At 38.0% G+C, this 18,791-nt stretch carries 18 protein-coding genes; 1 reads left to right on the top strand and 17 read right to left on the bottom strand.

Annotated features, from left to right (window positions below):
- Positions 1–173: 173 nt before the first annotated feature.
- The 4 genes from AB3H90_RS05190 to AB3H90_RS05175 form a co-directional block, all read right to left on the bottom strand.
- Complete coding sequence (locus AB3H90_RS05190; RefSeq protein ID WP_034700538.1) at positions 174–1,028, bottom strand: hypothetical protein; 855 nt, start codon at positions 1,026–1,028, stop codon at positions 174–176.
- A gap of 274 nt (positions 1,029–1,302) precedes the next feature.
- Complete coding sequence (gene thrS, locus AB3H90_RS05185; protein ID WP_368016301.1) at positions 1,303–3,243, bottom strand: threonine--tRNA ligase; 1,941 nt, start codon at positions 3,241–3,243, stop codon at positions 1,303–1,305.
- Positions 3,244–3,569: 326 nt separating this feature from the next.
- Complete coding sequence (locus tag AB3H90_RS05180) at positions 3,570–3,749, bottom strand: 2-hydroxymuconate tautomerase (protein WP_002287649.1); 180 nt, start codon at positions 3,747–3,749, stop codon at positions 3,570–3,572.
- 113 nt (positions 3,750–3,862) lie between these two features.
- Complete coding sequence (locus AB3H90_RS05175; protein ID WP_053765620.1) at positions 3,863–5,656, bottom strand: heavy metal translocating P-type ATPase; 1,794 nt, start codon at positions 5,654–5,656, stop codon at positions 3,863–3,865.
- 198 nt (positions 5,657–5,854) lie between these two features.
- Between AB3H90_RS05175 and helD the strand changes: the two genes are divergently transcribed.
- Positions 5,855–8,134 carry an RNA polymerase recycling motor HelD gene (gene helD / locus AB3H90_RS05170; RefSeq protein ID WP_368016299.1) on the top strand — a complete coding sequence of 760 codons (2,280 nt, stop codon included), beginning with the start codon at positions 5,855–5,857 and terminating at the stop codon, positions 8,132–8,134.
- A gap of 111 nt (positions 8,135–8,245) precedes the next feature.
- Here the strand turns inward: helD and AB3H90_RS05165 are convergent, their stop codons facing one another.
- From AB3H90_RS05165 to AB3H90_RS05105, 13 genes are all read right to left on the bottom strand, one after another.
- Positions 8,246–8,884 carry a hypothetical protein gene (locus AB3H90_RS05165; protein ID WP_010719653.1) on the bottom strand — a complete coding sequence of 213 codons (639 nt, stop codon included), beginning with the start codon at positions 8,882–8,884 and terminating at the stop codon, positions 8,246–8,248.
- A gap of 295 nt (positions 8,885–9,179) precedes the next feature.
- Positions 9,180–9,899, bottom strand: coding sequence for a YebC/PmpR family DNA-binding transcriptional regulator (locus tag AB3H90_RS05160; RefSeq protein WP_063626840.1), 720 nt, complete (start codon positions 9,897–9,899; stop codon positions 9,180–9,182).
- 282 nt (positions 9,900–10,181) lie between these two features.
- Positions 10,182–11,336, bottom strand: coding sequence for a nucleotidyltransferase (locus AB3H90_RS05155; protein ID WP_010719655.1), 1,155 nt, complete (start codon positions 11,334–11,336; stop codon positions 10,182–10,184).
- Positions 11,337–11,709: 373 nt separating this feature from the next.
- On the bottom strand, positions 11,710–12,450 hold the full coding sequence (locus tag AB3H90_RS05150) for a class I SAM-dependent methyltransferase (RefSeq protein ID WP_010719656.1): 741 nt from the start codon (positions 12,448–12,450) through the stop codon (positions 11,710–11,712).
- A 1-nt stretch (position 12,451) separates the two neighbouring features.
- A complete protein-coding gene (rsfS, locus tag AB3H90_RS05145) occupies positions 12,452–12,775 on the bottom strand; it encodes a ribosome silencing factor (RefSeq protein ID WP_010719657.1) in 324 nt (107 codons plus the stop codon).
- A gap of 56 nt (positions 12,776–12,831) precedes the next feature.
- On the bottom strand, positions 12,832–13,419 hold the full coding sequence (gene yqeK / locus AB3H90_RS05140; RefSeq protein WP_010719658.1) for a bis(5'-nucleosyl)-tetraphosphatase (symmetrical) YqeK: 588 nt from the start codon (positions 13,417–13,419) through the stop codon (positions 12,832–12,834).
- The gene (locus AB3H90_RS05135) at positions 13,409–14,056 is read right to left on the bottom strand and encodes a nicotinate-nucleotide adenylyltransferase (RefSeq protein WP_034700547.1); all 648 of its coding nucleotides are present in this window, start codon (positions 14,054–14,056) and stop codon (positions 13,409–13,411) included. The genes yqeK and AB3H90_RS05135 overlap by 11 nt, the downstream gene beginning before the upstream one ends.
- Before the next feature lie 12 nt (positions 14,057–14,068).
- Positions 14,069–14,380, bottom strand: a complete 312-nt coding sequence (gene yhbY / locus AB3H90_RS05130) for a ribosome assembly RNA-binding protein YhbY (protein WP_010719660.1) — start codon at positions 14,378–14,380, stop codon at positions 14,069–14,071.
- Between the two features lie 15 nt (positions 14,381–14,395).
- Positions 14,396–15,505: a ribosome biogenesis GTPase YqeH gene (gene yqeH, locus AB3H90_RS05125; RefSeq protein WP_010738128.1), complete on the bottom strand. Its 1,110-nt coding sequence runs from the start codon at positions 15,503–15,505 to the stop codon at positions 14,396–14,398.
- On the bottom strand, positions 15,502–16,029 hold the full coding sequence (locus tag AB3H90_RS05120) for a YqeG family HAD IIIA-type phosphatase (protein ID WP_010719662.1): 528 nt from the start codon (positions 16,027–16,029) through the stop codon (positions 15,502–15,504). Before AB3H90_RS05120 ends, yqeH begins: the two co-directional genes overlap by 4 nt.
- Before the next feature lie 276 nt (positions 16,030–16,305).
- Complete coding sequence (locus AB3H90_RS05115; protein ID WP_010738129.1) at positions 16,306–17,040, bottom strand: amino acid ABC transporter ATP-binding protein; 735 nt, start codon at positions 17,038–17,040, stop codon at positions 16,306–16,308.
- Between the two features lie 13 nt (positions 17,041–17,053).
- Positions 17,054–17,743 (bottom strand): amino acid ABC transporter permease, encoded by a 690-nt coding sequence (locus AB3H90_RS05110; RefSeq protein ID WP_010719664.1) that lies wholly within the window; start codon positions 17,741–17,743, stop codon positions 17,054–17,056.
- Between the two features lie 12 nt (positions 17,744–17,755).
- On the bottom strand, positions 17,756–18,583 hold the full coding sequence (locus AB3H90_RS05105; protein ID WP_368016298.1) for a transporter substrate-binding domain-containing protein: 828 nt from the start codon (positions 18,581–18,583) through the stop codon (positions 17,756–17,758).
- Positions 18,584–18,791: the final 208 nt, after the last annotated feature.

The following is an 18,791-nucleotide window of genomic DNA, read 5'->3' as shown; positions in this document are numbered from 1 at the left end:
ATAAAAGATTAATTTTTCAAGAAGAATGGACGATTGCAACTCCTGGTTATCCTATCATTCATATGATAGTTGCACTCTTTATCATGAAAATTTTGTTGTCTCACGTTGAATACTCTTGATAGAAGTCACGAGTATTGAACTCCAATTTATAAATGGATGTCATGACATAAGTTTTAGAGTTGGTGTTCCGCATGTGCTGCTCCTAATTGATTCCTAGAAGTTGAGAAGTTCATAGCATGTTGGATTTTCTCACTTATTTGTGCTAGTCTTTCTTCCTTAGTATTCTCGAATGGTTGTATTGATCGACTGAAAAGTTGTTCTGGCATATCATTTCTATTTGACGATCTTGCTAATATTTGTTCCATTGTTAACAACACTTGTTTTTCTTCATATTTTTCTTGCTGTATTTTTTCTACTACTATTTTATTCAAGTCTTGATTCCGCATTTTTTGGCTATTGGAATATAACAGTCGGTTGAAAAACTGCTTAAACAAATTTTTTCTGAGACCAAGTTTTGTCTGCTCTTCATTTCTTTGTTTCATTTTGATTTTCGTTATAGGTAAAATATTCTCCATTTCAGTCTTAGCACGAGGAGCTATTTCGATTTGATTCGTAAAATTACTTTTATGAGGAATCAAAGTTGTTTTGAACGCACGAATTTTTGTTGCCATTCTTTTCCGATCGTTTCTTATGTAACTGATCATTTTTATTCTGAAAGAGCGGTCAAGCTTATGGATTTCCTGGTAAGTATTATTTAGTATTTTCTCAAGCATAGAAAAATCTCGCCTAATCAATTCCAACATTCGTTTAGCGGGACCAACGGACTTCGAATTTTTTTGATTTGTGGATTTATGTTGACTCCTTTGTTTAATCGCATGTTCAATTTTTACGATTAAATTTACTGCTAAGTTCTTTTTTTTACGATTGGCTTGTTTTGACTGCATTTCATTTGTTTGCTCGCTTAACTCATTTTGAGCTACGTTATTTCCTTTTTTATTTAGCCTTTTATTTGTAAAAAAAGTTCCCATTTTCAGCCCTCCTTTTTTCCTTTTCAACCTAATAATAGCATAAGATGAAAGGCTTGCTTATTCATCTTTTCGTAATTTCAGAAAAAAAGATTCTCATTATCGCTTTGTTGTTTCAAATTGCACGATTTAGCTTTAACTCTTAAAAAGATATGGGAGAAGCGTAACAATCCGCTTAGTAAAAAACCGATGGTATCAAAAATCGTTTTCGATTTTCGACACCATCGGTTTGATCTTACATTCTAGGGTAGTCAGGTCACTTTTCCAACTATTGAAATTAACCTTGTCTACTATAATTTTGGACTTCAGCAACCATCGCATCAACGAACATGTTGAGATCTTCTACTGAAGTTTCTTTGCTACCATATCGGCGAATATTGACCGTTGCATCAGCCACTTCTTTATCACCAACGACTAGTTGATATGGTATTTTTTGTGTTTGTGATGCACGAATCTTATAACCCATTTTTTCATTACGATCATCTACTTCGACACGTAGACCTTTCATTTGTAGACGTTCCTTGATTTCATAAGCATAGTCACTATGCGCTTCAACTGAAACAGGAATGATCGTTGCTTGGATCGGTGCTAACCAAGTTGGGAAAGCTCCTTTGTAAACTTCAGTTAAATAAGCAACAAAACGTTCCATCGTTGAAACGATCCCACGGTGGATAACTACTGGACGATGTGTATTTTCACCATCTTCACCAACATAAGTTAAATCAAAGCGTTCTGGAAGCAAGAAGTCTAATTGGATCGTTGATAATGTTTCTTCTGTTCCTAAAGCTGTTTTGACCTGAACATCCAATTTTGGACCATAGAAAGCAGCTTCTCCTTCTGCTTCGAAGTAATCCAATTCCAATTCATCCATTGCGGCTTTTAACATCACTTGCGCTTTTTCCCACATAGCATCATCATCAAAATATTTATCCGTGTTGTTCGAATCGCGATAGCTCAAACGGAAACGATAGTCTGTAATATTGAAGTCAGCGTAAACTGCGACCATCAATTCCAACGTACGTTTAAACTCATCTTTGATTTGATCAGGACGTACAAAGGTATGCCCATCGTTCAATGTCATTTCACGAACACGCTGTAAACCTGATAGCGCACCTGATTTTTCGTAACGGTGCATCATGCCTAGTTCAGCGATACGGATTGGTAATTCGCGGTAGGAATGGATCGCATTTTTATAGACCATCATATGATGCGGACAGTTCATCGGACGAAGAACTAACATTTCACCATCACCCATATCCATTGGTGGGAACATGTCTTCTTGGTAATGATCCCAGTGACCTGATGTTTTATACAATTCTACATCTCCCATGATTGGTGTGTAGACATGTTGGTAACCTAAGCTGATTTCTTTATCAACGATATAACGTTCAATTGTTCGACGAATCGTTGCACCTTTAGGTAACCAGAATGGTAAGCCTGAGCCAACTTGTGGTGATACCATAAATAGATCTAGTTCTTTTCCTAATTTACGGTGGTCTCTTTCTTTTGCTTCTTCACGTAGACGAATAAATTCTTTTAAGTCTTTTTTATCAAAGAATGCTGTCCCATAGACACGTTGCATCATTTGATTGTTTGAATTTCCACGCCAGTAAGCTCCAGCTACAGATAATAGTTTGAAGACTTGGATACGACCGGTTGATGGGACATGTGGTCCACGGCATAAATCGATAAATTCTCCTTGTTGATAAGCAGTGATTACTTCTTCATCTGGTAATTCACTGATCAATTCTACTTTATAAGGATCACTTGCAAAGATTTCCAGAGCTTCTTCTTTAGAAAGAACTTTACGTTCGATCGGTAAGTTTTCTTTCACGATTTTCATCATTTCTGCTTCGATTGCTGGAAGATCTTCGGCACTGATTTGGTTTTCACCGTTGTCTGTGTCATAGTAAAATCCTGAATCGATTGCTGGTCCGACACCGAAATGGATATTTGGGTACAAGCGTCTCATAGCTTGTGCCATCAAGTGTGCGGTTGAGTGACGTACCAATGCTAATGCATCTTCGTGGTCAGGTGTAACGATCTCGATTGACGCATCTTCTTCGATCCCATGATTCAAGTCAATCAATTGACCGTTCACTTTACCGGCTAATGCTTTTTTAGCTAAACTTTTAGAAATACCTGCAGCAATCTCAGCAGTCGTGATTCCCGCATCAAACTCTTTCACTGCGCCATCTGGAAAAGTAATTTTTATCATTAAAATAGCCTCCTTTGATTTTTTGATTGAATGAGTTGACACCAATAAAAAAGTCCCAGCACCTCATAAAAGAGATACTAGGACGAAAGATTCGTGGTTCCACCTAATTTCGAACGTTTACACGTTCCTTGAGCGTTATAACGGTACGACCGCCTTTGTTTCAACAAAGGTTTCGAAAGTGGTCATCCTTTGGTTTTCTTCTGGAAAAGTTTCAGCCTGGCTTTTCCTCTCTTATCGAAGACTCTCAAATTCAGTTGTCTTTCTCATCAATCAACTATGTGTTTATTTAACCACTAATAAAAAGAAAAATCAAGTGTGGGTGTGACTTATTTTTTCCATTCACCATTTACACCATAAGTGCCTTTTTTCATTTCATTGATAATCACATGGATATGTTCTTTTGGTGCTTGGGTATTTTTATGAACAGCTTCTGTAATATCTTTCATCATATTTTCCAATTGTTCTGGACTACGTCCTTCAACTAGTTCTACGTGTACAAATGGCATTGTCTCGTCTCCTTTTAATGATTGCTATCTTAAATGTAAGTGGTCTTTTCAACCCTTCTTCTATGCTATGATCATACCGCAAAAAAAGCAAAGAGAAAAGGTCTTTTCTGATGTTACGTGTGGGATCGCTCATTTTTAGCCCGCAACGCACTTAAAATCGAAACAGTGTCTACCACTTCTTGGAGAACCGCTCCAAACAAAGCGGGGATTACCCCCGTACTAGCAACCAGCATTAAAAAAACACAAATAAAAATACCGATTAAAACAGATTGTTTCGCTACTTTCATCGTATCTCTGGAAATCGTTATAGCAGTAGCAACTTTTGTCAAATCATCTTTTAGTATCACCGCATCAGCACTTTCACTAGCTGCCGTTGATCCGTGTGCGCCCATGGCTATTCCAACATCTGCGATCGTCAAAGCTGGAGCATCGTTGACCCCATCGCCCACCATCGTTACGGGACGTTCACTTTCGGGAATACTCTCAAGGATATTCAATTTGTCCTGCGGCAAACAACGAGCATGAACAGCCGTGAGCCCAACCTCCTTTGCAATTGATTCAGCGATAGCCGGTCCATCCCCTGTGATCATCATCAAATCCGCTACACCCATTGTTTTCAATTGTTCAATCGTTGCTTGTGCTTCTGGACGCAGCACGTCTGAAAATAAGATCGTACCCGAAAAATGGTCATCAATTGCAACATAGATAGCTGTTTTAGTAGATTGGCTTTCTTTGGCACCGACAAATGAAGCTCTGCCAACTTTAACGAAATGTCCATCTACTCTAGCTTGTATTCCTTGCCCCGTGATCTCTTTTAATTCATTCACTGGCAATAATTTTTCGCTATCGACTTCATGGACTAGTGATCGGGCTAATATATGACTTGATTCTTGTTCGGCACTTGCCGCATAGACCAAGAGCGTTTCTGATGTTACACCAGCTTCTGGATGAATACTTGCTACTTCGAGGACCCCTTTAGTGATGGTACCCGTTTTATCAAATGCAACTGTCTTGGTTCGTGCTAATTTTTCCACAGCAGTTCCTGTTTTGATGACGATTCCGTTTTTACTTGAACGACTCATTCCAGCCACTAAAGCAATCGGTGCAGCTAAAATCAAAGGACAAGGTGAAGCAACAACGAGAACTTCTGCGAAACGAACAGGATTCTTCGTGACCCACCAGGAAATACCTCCGATCAAATAAGCGATCAATGTAAAAGGCACCGCATAACGATCCGCTAAGCGTACAAAATGAGCTGGTTTTTCTTTTGATTCTTCGACCAATTTAATAATTTGTTGGTATTGACTATCAGCTGCTCTTCTTTCAACGATCATTTGAACGGAACCGTCCCCATTGACTGAGCCAGACATCAGTTCATCGCCTGCTTTTTTTAATACAAGTTTGGCTTCACCCGTTAATGAAGACTCATCAAATTGCGACTCACCTTTTACTACTTTTCCGTCAACAGGCACTAATTCTCCTGGTTTCACCACTAACAAATCATTGATCTCAACAGCTTCTACTGGAATATCTTTCAATTGGTCATTCATCAATTGATGCGCTGTGCGTGGTGTATTGTCCAATAACGTTTGCAATTCTCGACTAGCTTTTTTATTGGCATAGTCTTCCAAACTGTCTCCGCCAGTCAACATGATCAGGATCATCAAACTGGCCCAGTACTCTCCTACCACTAATGTCGCAACAATCGCTGTGATAGCAAGAATGTCCACACCATATTTACCTGAACGTAATGTTTTAATCATCTCAATAAACATAAAGAAAGCCAAAATACCACCCGTGATTGCGATAATCAGAAATGCAAGTGTGGGTCGTTTAAAAATAAATTCGCAAATAAGTGCCGTCATTCCAATCAAAACGGTGATTGAAAATTTTTTAAAATGTGTCATATTGTTCACTCCCTACAATTTTAGGATACTGACTTAGAACTAGAATGAAAACTATTTACACTTAACTGAAAACAACTCTCACTCTCATTGATTTTCTTCTTTCACTTTCCTTCAAACGAATAGTCAAAGATACCTTTTTCTCACTTTTTGTGCTATACTTTTAATTCGTTATTTACGGCGGAAGGAGTAATATACGCAATGAATGAAAGACAACTAGAACAACAACACGTGGATGAAACCATTCAGTTGATCCAGCTTGAACAAAAGCTATTAAACACTAAACAACAATCTCTTACCCAAGAGATGCAAGATTCTACGAAAGACACCGCCAGCCATAAAATCAGAGGTGGGTCTAATGAATCCTTTTATGAATCAGCTGTCGAATACCGCCAACATGAGCAAGAATTGCTTTTAAAATACCATACGCTTGAATCGCAGCAAAAAAGGCTCCAAACGTTAACAGTTATGGAAGACAACCCTTACTTTGCCCGAATCGATTTTAAAGAAGAAACAGATGCAGAGACACTTTATCTAGGAATCGCTTCTTTAAGAGATCTCTCTGAAGAAACAATCGTAATCGACTGGCGTGCCCCAATTGCTAACCTTTATTACGAAGGGGAAATTGGACCAGCCTTCTATGAAACAGATACTGAAAAAATCAATGTTGAATTACTGCTGAAACGTCAGTTTAAAATCTTAGACGGAAAAATTATTTCGATGGTGGATACTTCTGAAGTGATCAACGATGATTTCTTACTAGAGATCCTAGACGATGCCTCAAGTGCGCATATGAAAAATATCGTCTCTACGATCCAAAAAGCCCAAAATGCCATTATTCGTGATACAACAAGTCAAGTGATGTTGATCGAAGGAATCGCTGGTAGTGGAAAAACATCCGCTTTATTACAACGGATCGCCTTTTTACTTTATCACAATCGAAAATGGTTAGATGCCGAGAACGTTTTACTTTTTTCTCCTAATCATCTTTTCTCTGACTATATTTCGACTGTTTTGCCTTCTTTAGGTGAAAGTGGTGTACCTACGCAAACCTTCAAGTCTTATTTGGAACAGTTATTACCTGAATTTTCATTGTTAGAAGAAGAGCAACAAGAAGTTGGTTTTTTATCTGGAGACAAGGACCCGATCCAAACCTTCAAAAGCGGTCTTCAACTAATCCATCAGATTGATCGTTATATCGATCATATTACTGGTTTTGGCCCCTTGTTTAGAGATATGAAAATTAACGGTCGGACGATTTTAGCAAAAGAATCGATCCGCAAATGGTATCAAGAAACCAATGAACTCTTACCGTTACATCAACGTCTCTCCTTGTTGCAAACAAAATTATTAAAAAAATTGGGTGGACTCCAAAAAGATGAGATGCGTCAAAAATGGGTCAAAGAATTAGCAGAAGAACAATTGCAAGACTTATATGCGAATGATCCGAACCTTGAGTATACGGAGCAAAAAGAACAGTCTTTACGGAAAAAACTAGCGAATCAAATCGTGAAGAAAAGATTCCGTCGAATCTACCGCGGAATCAATCAGTTTCAATTTGTCAATTTGACCAAACAATACCTTCACTTTTTACAAACCGTACCTCAGGCGCTGTTGGCTAAAAATGACATTAGCGCAACGATGTGGAACGATCATTCAGCCTTATTAAAAGAGAAGCTTCGTCAACGAGAACTACGACAAGAAGATGCAGTATTATTCTTCTTGCTGATGCGTCGCATCCATCCAGTGTCTGTGATGCAAAAAGCTCGCTATATCTTTATCGATGAAATGCAAGATTTCGCTCCCGCTCAGGTAGCTCTTTTACAAGCGATCTATCCAAAAGCTAATCTCACTTTTTGTGGCGATCTAAATCAAAATGTTTTCGGCAATGAAACGATTACTGGCTCTTTGGATCAACTATTTAAAGACCAAGAAATCACACACTTCCAGTTAACGACCAGCTATCGTTCAACAAAAGAGATCACGGATTTTGCGAATCATTTTCTTACTGAGAAAAATCAAGTAGAAACGACGGCTCGCAAAGGTACGCTTCCTTCTATCGTGAAAGGTTCCTCCTTAGAAGAACGATTAAATTGGTTAAAAACTACGCTTGAAACGACTCAAGAAAATACCCGTTACTGGCGTACCGCAATCATTGGTAAAACACAGACTGAGTGTGAAGAACTCTATGAACAGTTGCCCGAATACTTAAAAGATCGTGTCCAATTGATCTCTGATGAAACAGATTTTATGAAACGACAAATCGTCCTACTACCAGCATTCTTGGCAAAAGGGCTCGAGTTTGATCGCGTTTTCTTATGGGGAATCGATGATACTAACTTTGCCACTGACCAAGATCAATTAGTTCTTTACACCATGTGTACAAGAGCCATGCACGAACTCGTTTTAGTTACTTCTGAATCTGAAAGTCCTTTGATTGAATCCATGGACCCAGCATTATATACCACTATCAATATATAAAAATAAAGGGTTGTGACAAAATTTTTGTCACAGCCCTTTATTCTTAATAAACGGTGTTAAAGAAGTAGCTTCAAGAATAAGAAGCTAACCACTTAGTCACAACCTCGCCTTTTAAACAAATGATTCAGTATCTGGATACTTTAATTTAACTAATGAAATAATCATTCGCAATTCTTCTATATTTTCAGGATACTCAGGATCAAAGACTTTACTATGACGCCCAATCCCCCCGTTATCTATCAGCCGATAAATTCGATTCCAATCAATAAACTGTTCGATTGATCGGAAGTTACTGATCGGATAGCCTCCACTATCAAGGATTTCTGATAAACGAAAAGCTAGATAAGCACTGTCGATCACTTTTACTTTTTTAGAATCATATTTTTCATTTTTTTCAATTAAGATTTTTGTTGGTTGATGTTTTAAGCTCCATTCTAACAAACGAAAGAAAGCTTCCATACGATAATTTTCTTCAAATAATCGAAAGGTTGAATCTGAACGTCTAAAAAGTAAAGGGATTAAATAATTTCTTTTGTAAATCAACATGGGGACGCGATCAACCATACATTCCAGATAGCGATTAAGGTAACCAGTACCTACGTAATTTCCTAAACGATAACCTTCTACACCATAATGGGCATATTTTTTTGCTAATTTTGAACAGTCTGTGATATTCACAGCTAACTCTTCGATCTTTTGGTAACCGCTTAAAATACGTTCAAAAGGCTCTAAACTAATTTTTGCTTCCATAAAATTTCCCCGCCTACATCCACATTCCTATGTATCATTTTTCCAATAATACGTCTATATCAATAATAACACAGGACGAAACAGAATAAAAAATAAAACATACGAAAAAAAGATAAAATCATTGATTCGTCATAAACTACTGTTTTTTCAGAACGAATGATCTTCTTTTAAGCGTAAAAAAATAGTCTGAGAGACGAATCGTCCCAGACTATTAGCAGGTGTAAAAACGAAAAACGGATAAATCGCAAGTCGAAAGCTATCCGATGCTTTCACAACCTTCATTCGTTTTTATCGTTTAGTCTTCCAATGCTACATTATGGAAAACATGTTGAACATCTTCCAACTCTTCCAACGCATCAATCATTTTTTCAAATGTTTCTTGGTCTTCTGGTGAAAGTGTCACTTCATTTTGAGGAATCATTTGGATCTCAGCAATTGAAAAATCAGTGATTCCTTTTTCTTTCAATGCTTCTTGGATACTATGGAAATCAGCAACTTCACCATAAACGATGATTTGTCCATCTTCTTCCATGACATCACGTACATCAATCTCTTTATCCATCAAATATTCAAGGATCTCATCTGCATCTTCGCCGGCAAAACCAAAAATCGCTGTATTGTCGAACATGTAAGAAACAGCTCCAGAAACACCCATATTTCCGCCGTTTTTACCAAAAGCAGCACGTACATCAGCAGCTGTACGGTTCACGTTGTTTGTTAAGGTATCAACGATGACCATTGAGCCATTTGGTCCGAATCCCTCATAACGTAATTCAGAATAAGTTTCATCTCCCGCACCTTTTGCTTTTTCAATTGCACGGTCAATAATATGTTTAGGTACATTATAAGTTTTCGCGCGTTCAATGACGAAACGTAGTTTTTGGTTAGCGTGTGGGTCTGGATCACCTGATTTTGCTGCTGCATAGATTTCAATCCCGAATTTTGCATAAACTCGGCTATTATTTGCATCTTTTGCGGTTTTTTTCGCTACGATGTTTGCCCATTTACGTCCCATATTCTCACTTCGCTTTCTAATTTTGATCGTTCATTTCTGATAGTGGTTAAGCACAAAAACGTCCTGTTCCATTATACTTGTGAATCTGGATTCTGTGAAGTATTTTTTCTAAATCTAGTCATTTTTTAGGGAGGTGTTTCCTTGTATGATCGATTATAGTCGTCTTTTGGAATAGCTACTCAACAAGCTAGACAAAGAATTTTTTACAAAGCGACATATTCAAAATATTGAACTAAACTTTCATTCAGATTAGTCATTTCACTTTGTTCCCACCAACTAGGTTTATTTCGAAACATAAGGTCTTCTTCCAAAATTTTGTTCAGGTATAGCCCCACCGAGTTGATAGATTTGATCACTCCGAACCAAAAGGTGTGCCAATTCTGCTTCTTTTTTGCCGATTTTTGAGATCAAGGGTATCTCTTTCTTTTCTTTTAAAAACTGTTGTCCTGCCTTGGTGAATCCTAAAATATTCAAGTAACATTTGTCTTGTTGGTCATGGATTTCCTCATGATGGATGTTCAATAATACGTAACAAGCTAAACGTTGGATTCTCGTCCAAGTATATCTTTTCGTCTTGACTAAAGTGACAAATTCCTCGAAAGAACTGGCTTTCTTCGCAGCCGATTGCATTCTCACTTCAAGTCCTTCCGTCATCTGATAGATAGTTTTCAAATTGGCTAGCTCCGTAGAAAGCAAACGATAACGTAACAAGGGCCAATAATTCGCCCATGTTTGTTGCGAACCTGCTTCGATCATCGCTGCGGTGGCAGCAGGTATAAAATTCGTTACGGAGCGTTGTTCACTGAGCGCTTTGCGAATAGCGGTCGCACTTGCGATGGAGGAACTGCTCCATTCTTCATCGTGATAACCAGCACTTTTTCTGGTAATCGGTACTAATTTCATTGGCTGGGCATACTGGGCATTTTCTTTCGCATAGCTTAACCCTAAAATGTGATTAGGAGAAGAAAAATCGAGAGCGATTTCTGGATAAAGTGTGTTGAACACTGCTGTCATCTTCTGCGGATAGCTCATTCCTTGGTCAGATAAACGTTGAAATTCACGGTCAATCCTTAATTGGTTTTGCTGTACAAATTTCCCAAAAGCTTCGTAATTAAATGTCGACTCTTCTTCTGTACCAAAACAAAGATGTGTACAGCCGAGCATCTGTAATAATCGCACAGCTCCTTTGGCAAAGTAATCTGCTGATTGCACAGACCATTCTATCGGTAGTTCAATGACCAAATCCACTCCGTTTTGGAGGGCAGCAGTTGCTCTGGACCATTTGTCGATAATTGCAGGCTCACCACGCTGTAAAAAATTTCCACTCATCACTGCTATCACGATATCTGCGCCCGTTTGTTCACGAGCCATTTCCGCATGGTAGCGATGCCCATTATGGAAAGGATTATATTCAACAATAATGCCACAAATTTTCATCGCATTTCCTCCGTTTCTTAATAGGAATAAAACAAACAGTTCATTCTTTCGGTCAATCCTAAAATGATCAATTTGGTTTTTAACTGTAAAAAAATAAGCAGGAGAAATCGAAAAATCGTTTCTCCTGCTTTTCAAATGACGCTTCAGCTTATTTTTCATCAAGATATTTCTAAAGTGTTTTTTTCGTTTTTTAGCAGAAAAACGTCACTATTTGGCGCAGACTTTGTTGATGATTTACTCGTCTTGGCCATTATTCGTTACTTTTATACTATTATAATACTATCTGAAACAACGCGATTCACGACAGTTTTTTTGTGATTACACCTCGCGATAAGGTAATGTTTCGTATTCAACAAAAGACTTTTTTCGTGTCCTATTCCTTATATGCCACAAAAAAGAGACGTTTTGTATCTTCCTTTGGTTGTTCGTCGGTGAAATCACCAAATGCTTCTACCTTAGAAAAACCACTATTTTCTAACATTCTTAAATAATTATCTAAAGAATAAGTTTGTTCTTGATGCAGTTCGTCTTCTCGAATAAACTTACCTGCTTCTTCGGGATCTTCCACAAAGAAAGTCAAGAAATGTTCAATACTGTGCTTTTCCTTGCCTGGGTAGCTATCCCATAAAAAGGCAAACTGATCATTTTGATAATGGTAACTATATTCAGGAAAAACCGTGTCGATTTGATAGATAGAATGAACATCGAATATAAATCGTCCATTTTCTTCCAGCGCTTGATACACTTCGTCAAATACTTGCTGCACTTCTTGCTCATTCTTCATATAGCACAAAGAATCTGAGAAACAAGTGATTGCTTGGTATTGACCAATTTCTGACAGATCAAGCATGTTTCCTTCAACAAATTGGATTGGTGTTTCCTCTTCAAACGCACGTTGGCTAGCAATCATCAACATCTCTTCTGAAAGATCTAACCCTGTGACATGGTACCCAGCTTTAGCAAAGGCAACAGCTAGAGCACCTGTTCCGCAAGCTAATTCTAAAATATTACATGTTTCACTTGGTAAGTGTCGTTTTGAGAAATCTAACCATTGTTGATATAAGGTTTCATCCATTACCTCATCATAAACGAAAGCAAATGTTTCGTAAGCCATATTAATCGATCCATTCATTTAGGTCAACAAGTGGTGCATCTGACCATAATTTTTCTAAATTATAGAAACTTCTTTCTGGTGCATGGAAAACATGGATGATCAGATCTCCTAAGTCGATCAGGATCCATTTTCCGCCTTCTTTTCCTTCGATACGTTTTACTTCGTAATTGTTTTCTTCTTCTTTTTCAATGATTTCTTCTGTAATTGCATTTAGTTGTCGTTCACTGTTTGCCGAACAAATCATGAAGTAATCTGCTAGTAAAGATACTTCTCTCACATCTAAAGCAACGATATCTTCTGCACGTTTTGAATCGGCAGCTTGCACTGCAATTTGTAGTTGTTCTTTGCTATTTATAGTAATTTCCTCCTAATGGGTAGAGATTATTTTTTAGCTACCCAATGATTATATGTTTCAATTGTTTTTGGATAAATCTGTTGTTCTTGTTCAATCAAGTGAGCTAATGTGTGCTTTGTCTCAAAAGCTACCGCTTCGTCTAAATCAAGCAACGCTATTTCACGCGCATCTTGGACTCCAGGAAACGAACGACCAGGTTCAATATAATCTGCTACATAGATGATTTTATCTAATAAAGACATTTCAGCCGCACCAGTGGTATGAACCCGAATGGCATGAAGTATCTCTTCATCTGTGATACCAAGCTCTCTTTCAACAAAAGAGGCGCCAACTAAACCATGCCAAATCGCATTTCCATAATGAAGAAGCGCTGGGTCATAGCCATCTCGCTTGATAACTAAAATAAATTCATCATCAGGCCGTTCTTTCGCATAATCATGTGTCAAAGCAGCAATACTAGCTTTTTCTAATGAACAGCCGTATTTGCCGGCAAGGGCAATCGCCGTCTCTTCCACACCAAGAACATGCTTGAAACGTCGTTCACTCATTCGCATTTGGACTTTTTGCATCAACTCTTCTCTTGAGTAAGTTGTGTATTTATTACTATAGTCCATCTTGATATAGCCCTTCTTTCTCGATATACTCAATGACCTTATCAGGTACTAGATAACGAACGGAACAACCTTGCTGGATCTTCTGCCGTATTTTAGTTGAGCTGATATCAATGGTTGGCACATCGACCCAAATCACTGGGTAAGGCGTTTCGGTTGAGTAACCTGCTCGACGAATACCAACAAAATTGACCATTGTCACTAGTTCATCGATTTTATACCATTTTGGTAGATATTCTACCATGTCGCCACCGATAATAAAATAGTAATCGGTATTAGGGTTGTTTTGTGTCAGAGCTTTCATCGTATCATAAGTATAGCTTTTGCCTTTTCGAGATAACTCGATCGGTTCAATAGCTAAAAAAGGATTATCTGCTATCGCAAGTTCAAGCATGTTTAAGCGATGTTTGGCAGCGATTGTCGTTTTTTCATCCACATGTGGTGGTTGATAAGAGGGCATTAGATAGACCTCATCCAACCCTAAATTTTTCCCTGCCTGTTCTGCCATAACTAAGTGTGCCAGGTGAACTGGATTAAAAGTACCACCTAAAATCCCCACCTGTTTGCGTTTTTCAAAAATTTGAGGCATCTCTTGAGGAAATACTTGAGATTCGACAAAAGCTTCCGCTTGCGATTTCATATTAACCACTCCTTAAATTGCGTTTACTTCTTTAGAGATACGTTGATATTTTTCCTTTGAAGAGGGTTTGTATAATACAAGAACTCGTCCAATGATTTGAACAACTTGACATCTGACTGTTTCTTCTAAAATACCAGCTACCTCCTCAGGAATCTCATCGGTATTTTGTAATAACGTTACTTTGATTAATTCACGTTTTTCCAGCGCTTCTTCAATCTGAACCATCATGGCAGAATTGATTCCACCTTTACCAATTTGAAAAATCGGTTGTAAGTGGTGTGCCTGGCTTCGTAAAAATCTTTTTTGTTTTCCTCTTAAAGTCATATTCTTCCTTCTTCCTTAAATCAAGGCCTTTCGTTTCATCACATTCACACCTTTTGGCGCCCAACCTGCTACGACTGCCGGTTGTGTCACTGTGATCCATCCTAAGCCAGCAAATACGATATCTGTTTTTTCTTTTACCGAAAATTCAAAACGAACCAATTCGGGAAATTCATTTACTTCATCGGGACGAGGTGGTTGTAATAATCCACCGACGTGTTTCACATAAAATTCATCGGCTTTTGCTAATTTCGTTCGATGAATAGTGACATCATTTGAAACATAAGCAATAAATGAACCGCGTTGCCCACTGATAAAATCAAACCTTGCTAAACCGCCGAGAAAGAGTGTCTGTCCTTCATTCAATTGGTATCCTTTAGGCTTGATTTCTTTCGTTGGTGCAATGATCCTTAAATCTTTTTTTCCAAGATAATGCGCCATTTGATGTCGATGGATAATCCCAGGAGTATCAATCAAGAAGTGACCATCATCTAAAGGAATCTCGATCTTATCTAAAGTTGTCCCTGGAAATTGAGAAGTCGTAATCACATCTTTGACACCTGCTGTGTTCTTGATGATTTGATTGATCAATGTCGATTTACCGACATTTGTCACACCAACGATATAGACGTCACGACCTTCACGATACTCTTCGATTTTTTTGAGTAGATTTTCCATTTCATTCGCTTTTTTTGCGCTTGTCAATAATACTTCAACCGGACGCAATCCAGCTTCATGTGCACGCTCTTTCATCCATTGGATCATTTTTGGTTTCTTCAATGATTTAGGTAAAATATCCACTTTGTTTCCGACCAAGAGCACCGGGTTATTACCTACAAAGCGATGTAGTCCAGGGATCAAAGAACCATTAAAATCAAAGATATCGACAACATTGACGATCAAGGCATCTTCTTGTCCTAGTTCATTCAGCAGGCGCAAAAAATCATCATCTGTCAGTGAAACATCTTGGATCTCATTATAATGTCTTAACCGGAAACAACGTTGGCAATAGACCTCACCTGATTCTAGTCCTTTTTCTAATGCTGCTTTTGGTGTATACCCTAATTCATTAGGATGGTCGGTTTGGATCGTTGCTCCACACCCAATACACTGTAGTTCTTCGTTCATTCAATTCCACCTCGCCAGCCCATATCAGGATTGTGTGCTAATAAATAGGCCATGATTTTGCGTTCCCAAAAACGATTGAATCGTGTTTTCCAACTATCCGTTTCAATAATTGGTTTAACCAAGATACTTCTGATACCCGAACGATTAGCTGCTCGGATATCTGTCATGATTTGGTCACCGATCATCACAATTTCATCATCTGAAAGATTCAACATTTTTTTTGCTCGATTCATTCCTACGGCTAAAGGTTTTAATGCCCGAGCAACATACGTCAATTCAAATTTATCGATCGCTCGTGCTACTCGTTCAGAGCTATTGTTTGAAACAACCACTACTGGAATACCAGCATTTCTCATTTCTAAGATCCAGTCGAGTAATTCCTCTGTTCCATCAGGATTGTTCCAAGCGATCAACGTATTGTCCAAGTCAGTCAAAACTGCTTTAATCCCTAAGTTTTTTAATTGTGCAGGGGTTATCTTGTAGATGGCATCGACCATCCATGTTGGTTTATATTTTGAAAACATTTTGTCTCCTCATCTGCAAAAAATGAAGGAGCACGAAATGTACTCCTCAGCCCTATATTATACTTCATTCTTTCCAAAAAAACTACCTCTACACCTGAATCCTTCTGAATAAACAACTATTAACCTGAAATGATGAACAGACCGAAGTTACCAAACACTTTTAAAAGAGAAGAAATCATCCGTTTGACTACACTGATAAAATAAAAACTCTCCAAACACGAGAAACTGTTTCGAGAGTTTTCATTCGATTTTTTATTCTTTGGATGTTACTGACTTTTATAATATTTTGGATAAAAATGCGACTGTTCGTGGATGACTGGTTTGTTCAAAAATAGCCGTCGGTGTACCTTCTTCAAGAATGGTTCCTCCATCCATAAATAGAACTCGATCACTGACTTCTTTTGCAAAGCCTATTTCGTGAGTCACAATGATCATAGTCATCCCTTCACGAGCTAATTGCAACATGATTTCTAACACTTCTCCGACCATTTCCGGATCAAGAGCTGAAGTCGGCTCATCAAATAGCATGACGTCGGGTTGCATAGCTAAAGCTCTCGCAATGGCGACCCGTTGTTGTTGTCCCCCAGATAAAGACTGAGGATAAGTATCGGCTTTTTCTAACAGACCTACTTTCTTTAGCAGATCTCTAGCAATCTTTGTTGCTTCTTCTTTTGATTGCTTTTTGACTTTGATTGGTGACAAAGTGATGTTTTCTAAAACCGTCATATTAGGGAAGAGATTAAACTGTTGGAAAACCATTCCCATTTTTTCTCTTGTTTTAAAAATATCATTTTGCTTGTCGGTAATTGTCATTCCTTCAAACTTGATTTCACCAGAAGTTGGTATCTCTAATAAGTTGATGCATCTTAGTAAAGTGCTTTTTCCCGAGCCTGATGGTCCTAAAAGTACCACGACTTCTCCTGGATAAATTTCAGCGGAAACGTCTTTCAGTACTTCCTGTTCACCGAATTTTTTATTTAAATGTGTAATTTTGATCAATGATTTGGCCATTTATTTTCACCCTTCATCCTTGGTATCCTTTACCTAATTTTTTCTCCCAGCGATTTAGTAACCGAGAAGTAGCAAACGTCATGATGAAATAAACGGCTGCTGCTATAAAATAAGGCTCTAATGGAACATACGAATTGGATATGACGATTTGCGCCGCTCCCATCAGTTCATTGATTCCGATCGCAGTCAACAGGGAAGAATCTTTGATCAACGTAATAAATTCATTGCCTAAAGGAGGCAAAATATTTCTTAATGCTTGTGGTAAAATCACGTAACGCATCGTTTGTGCTGGACGCAACCCTAATGAATAGGAGGCTTCTGTTTGACCGTTGTTCACTGCCAGGATCCCCCCACGGATGATCTCTGCCACATAGGCACCGGAATTTAAAGATAACACGATCATTCCTGGAAGCAGGCGGCCAAGATCAACAGTTAAAACACCTACTTCTAGATCTTTTGAAGGAAAAAATCCTTGAAGCAATAAAAAGCCGATCATGATTTGTAGAAGCATCGGTGTTCCTCGTAACACTTCGATATAGACATTAGCTAAAACATTCAACGGTTTCTTTTTGGACAATTTTAGTAACGCCATCAGTAAACCGATACCCGTTCCCAAGATCACTGTGACGATCGAAATCATGATTGTTATTCCTGTACCTGATAAAAAATAAGGGAAATATTTATCTAAAAAAGAAAAATCCACTCTGCCTGACCTCTATTCTGTCGCTGTTTTTTCAGCTAATTCGTTATTTTGTTGAATAAATTCTTCAATTTTTCCTTCATCATTCAACTTTTTGATGATTTGGTTTAATTCTTTTTGTAGCTGATTGCTTTCTTTAGGTAACGCAATAGCAAAGGCTTCATCAGGAGCTGGCTCAAGTGAAATATCAGCGATCATCAGATCAGGATTTTGGGCGATATATGATTCGGCGATCGTTTTTTCAACGACTGTCGCAGCTAATGAGCCTTGGTTAACTTCAACGATCATGTTGGGAACTTTATCGATTGTCACAAGCTTCGCACCTTTCAGTTGCGTCTTGACTAATTCCTCTTGAATTGATCCCTTTTGAGCACCCACATTTTTATCTTTTAGGTCATTCGCATTGCGATAGATTTCTTTATTTTTTTTGTTGATGATCACAACTTGTGGTGGGTTGTAATAATTGTCTGTGAAGTCAAATTGTTGTTTTCTTTCATCTGTGGCAGAAATCGCAGAAATAGCAAGATCTGCTTTACCTTCTTTTAAGGAAGCTAAAACGGTATTGAAATTCATATCTGATACTTCAGCTTTTACTCCTAGTTCTTTCGCGATTGCTTTAGCTAAGTCAATATCAGATCCTACGATTTTATCTTTCCCGTCAACCATCGTATGAAACTCAAACGGCGCGTAATCAGCCGACGTAGCTACTTTTAGTACCCCGCTTTTTTTAATCGCTGCTAACTGATCCTTTTCCTGACCTTGAGCAGTCGTATTGCTGCTGCCACATGCACCTAAAGTCGCTAGTGCAAACAGTACCGTTAACATCCCAAAGAATTTTTTCATGTCATTTTCCTCCTACGTTAAAACTTTTGTATTAAGTGAAGTAATTATAGCATGAAACTTTCAAAAAAAAAGCATTTTTTGTATATTTATTTAAAAAAATGTATTTTAAGGCTAATATATTGTATATAAAACAAATAAAAGAATAATTATTTTAGAATAGTTTTCAATAAAATGAAAAAGAGCTAAGAACGAAAAAGTCATCTTAGCT

It is taken from the genome of Enterococcus sp. C63 (genome assembly GCF_040887215.1).
Lineage (GTDB): Bacteria > Bacillota > Bacilli > Lactobacillales > Enterococcaceae > Enterococcus_B > Enterococcus_B hirae.
This window is presented reverse-complemented; position numbering and strand designations above follow the sequence as displayed.

Bases quoted from the DNA above. Each gene is read 5' to 3' on its own strand.
- thrS (WP_368016301.1), bottom strand. From the start codon at position 3,243: ATGATAAAAATTACTTTTCCAGATGGCGCAGTGAAAGAGTTTGATGCG.
- yqeK (WP_010719658.1), bottom strand. From the start codon at position 13,419: ATGGACTATAGTAATAAATACACAACTTACTCAAGAGAAGAGTTGATG.
- AB3H90_RS05155 (WP_010719655.1), bottom strand. From the start codon at position 11,336: ATGAAAATTTGTGGCATTATTGTTGAATATAATCCTTTCCATAATGGG.
- AB3H90_RS05135 (WP_034700547.1), bottom strand. From the start codon at position 14,056: ATGAAATCGCAAGCGGAAGCTTTTGTCGAATCTCAAGTATTTCCTCAA.
- AB3H90_RS05120 (WP_010719662.1), bottom strand. From the start codon at position 16,029: ATGTTTTCAAAATATAAACCAACATGGATGGTCGATGCCATCTACAAG.
- yhbY (WP_010719660.1), bottom strand. From the start codon at position 14,380: ATGACTTTAAGAGGAAAACAAAAAAGATTTTTACGAAGCCAGGCACAC.
- AB3H90_RS05150 (WP_010719656.1), bottom strand. From the start codon at position 12,450: ATGGCTTACGAAACATTTGCTTTCGTTTATGATGAGGTAATGGATGAA.
- AB3H90_RS05165 (WP_010719653.1), bottom strand. From the start codon at position 8,884: ATGGAAGCAAAAATTAGTTTAGAGCCTTTTGAACGTATTTTAAGCGGT.
- AB3H90_RS05175 (WP_053765620.1), bottom strand. From the start codon at position 5,656: ATGACACATTTTAAAAAATTTTCAATCACCGTTTTGATTGGAATGACG.
- helD (WP_368016299.1), top strand. From the start codon at position 5,855: ATGAATGAAAGACAACTAGAACAACAACACGTGGATGAAACCATTCAG.
- AB3H90_RS05190 (WP_034700538.1), bottom strand. From the start codon at position 1,028: ATGGGAACTTTTTTTACAAATAAAAGGCTAAATAAAAAAGGAAATAAC.
- AB3H90_RS05180 (WP_002287649.1), bottom strand. From the start codon at position 3,749: ATGCCATTTGTACACGTAGAACTAGTTGAAGGACGTAGTCCAGAACAA.
- AB3H90_RS05160 (WP_063626840.1), bottom strand. From the start codon at position 9,899: ATGGGACGTAAATGGGCAAACATCGTAGCGAAAAAAACCGCAAAAGAT.
- yqeH (WP_010738128.1), bottom strand. From the start codon at position 15,505: ATGAACGAAGAACTACAGTGTATTGGGTGTGGAGCAACGATCCAAACC.
- AB3H90_RS05105 (WP_368016298.1), bottom strand. From the start codon at position 18,583: ATGAAAAAATTCTTTGGGATGTTAACGGTACTGTTTGCACTAGCGACT.
- AB3H90_RS05115 (WP_010738129.1), bottom strand. From the start codon at position 17,040: ATGGCCAAATCATTGATCAAAATTACACATTTAAATAAAAAATTCGGT.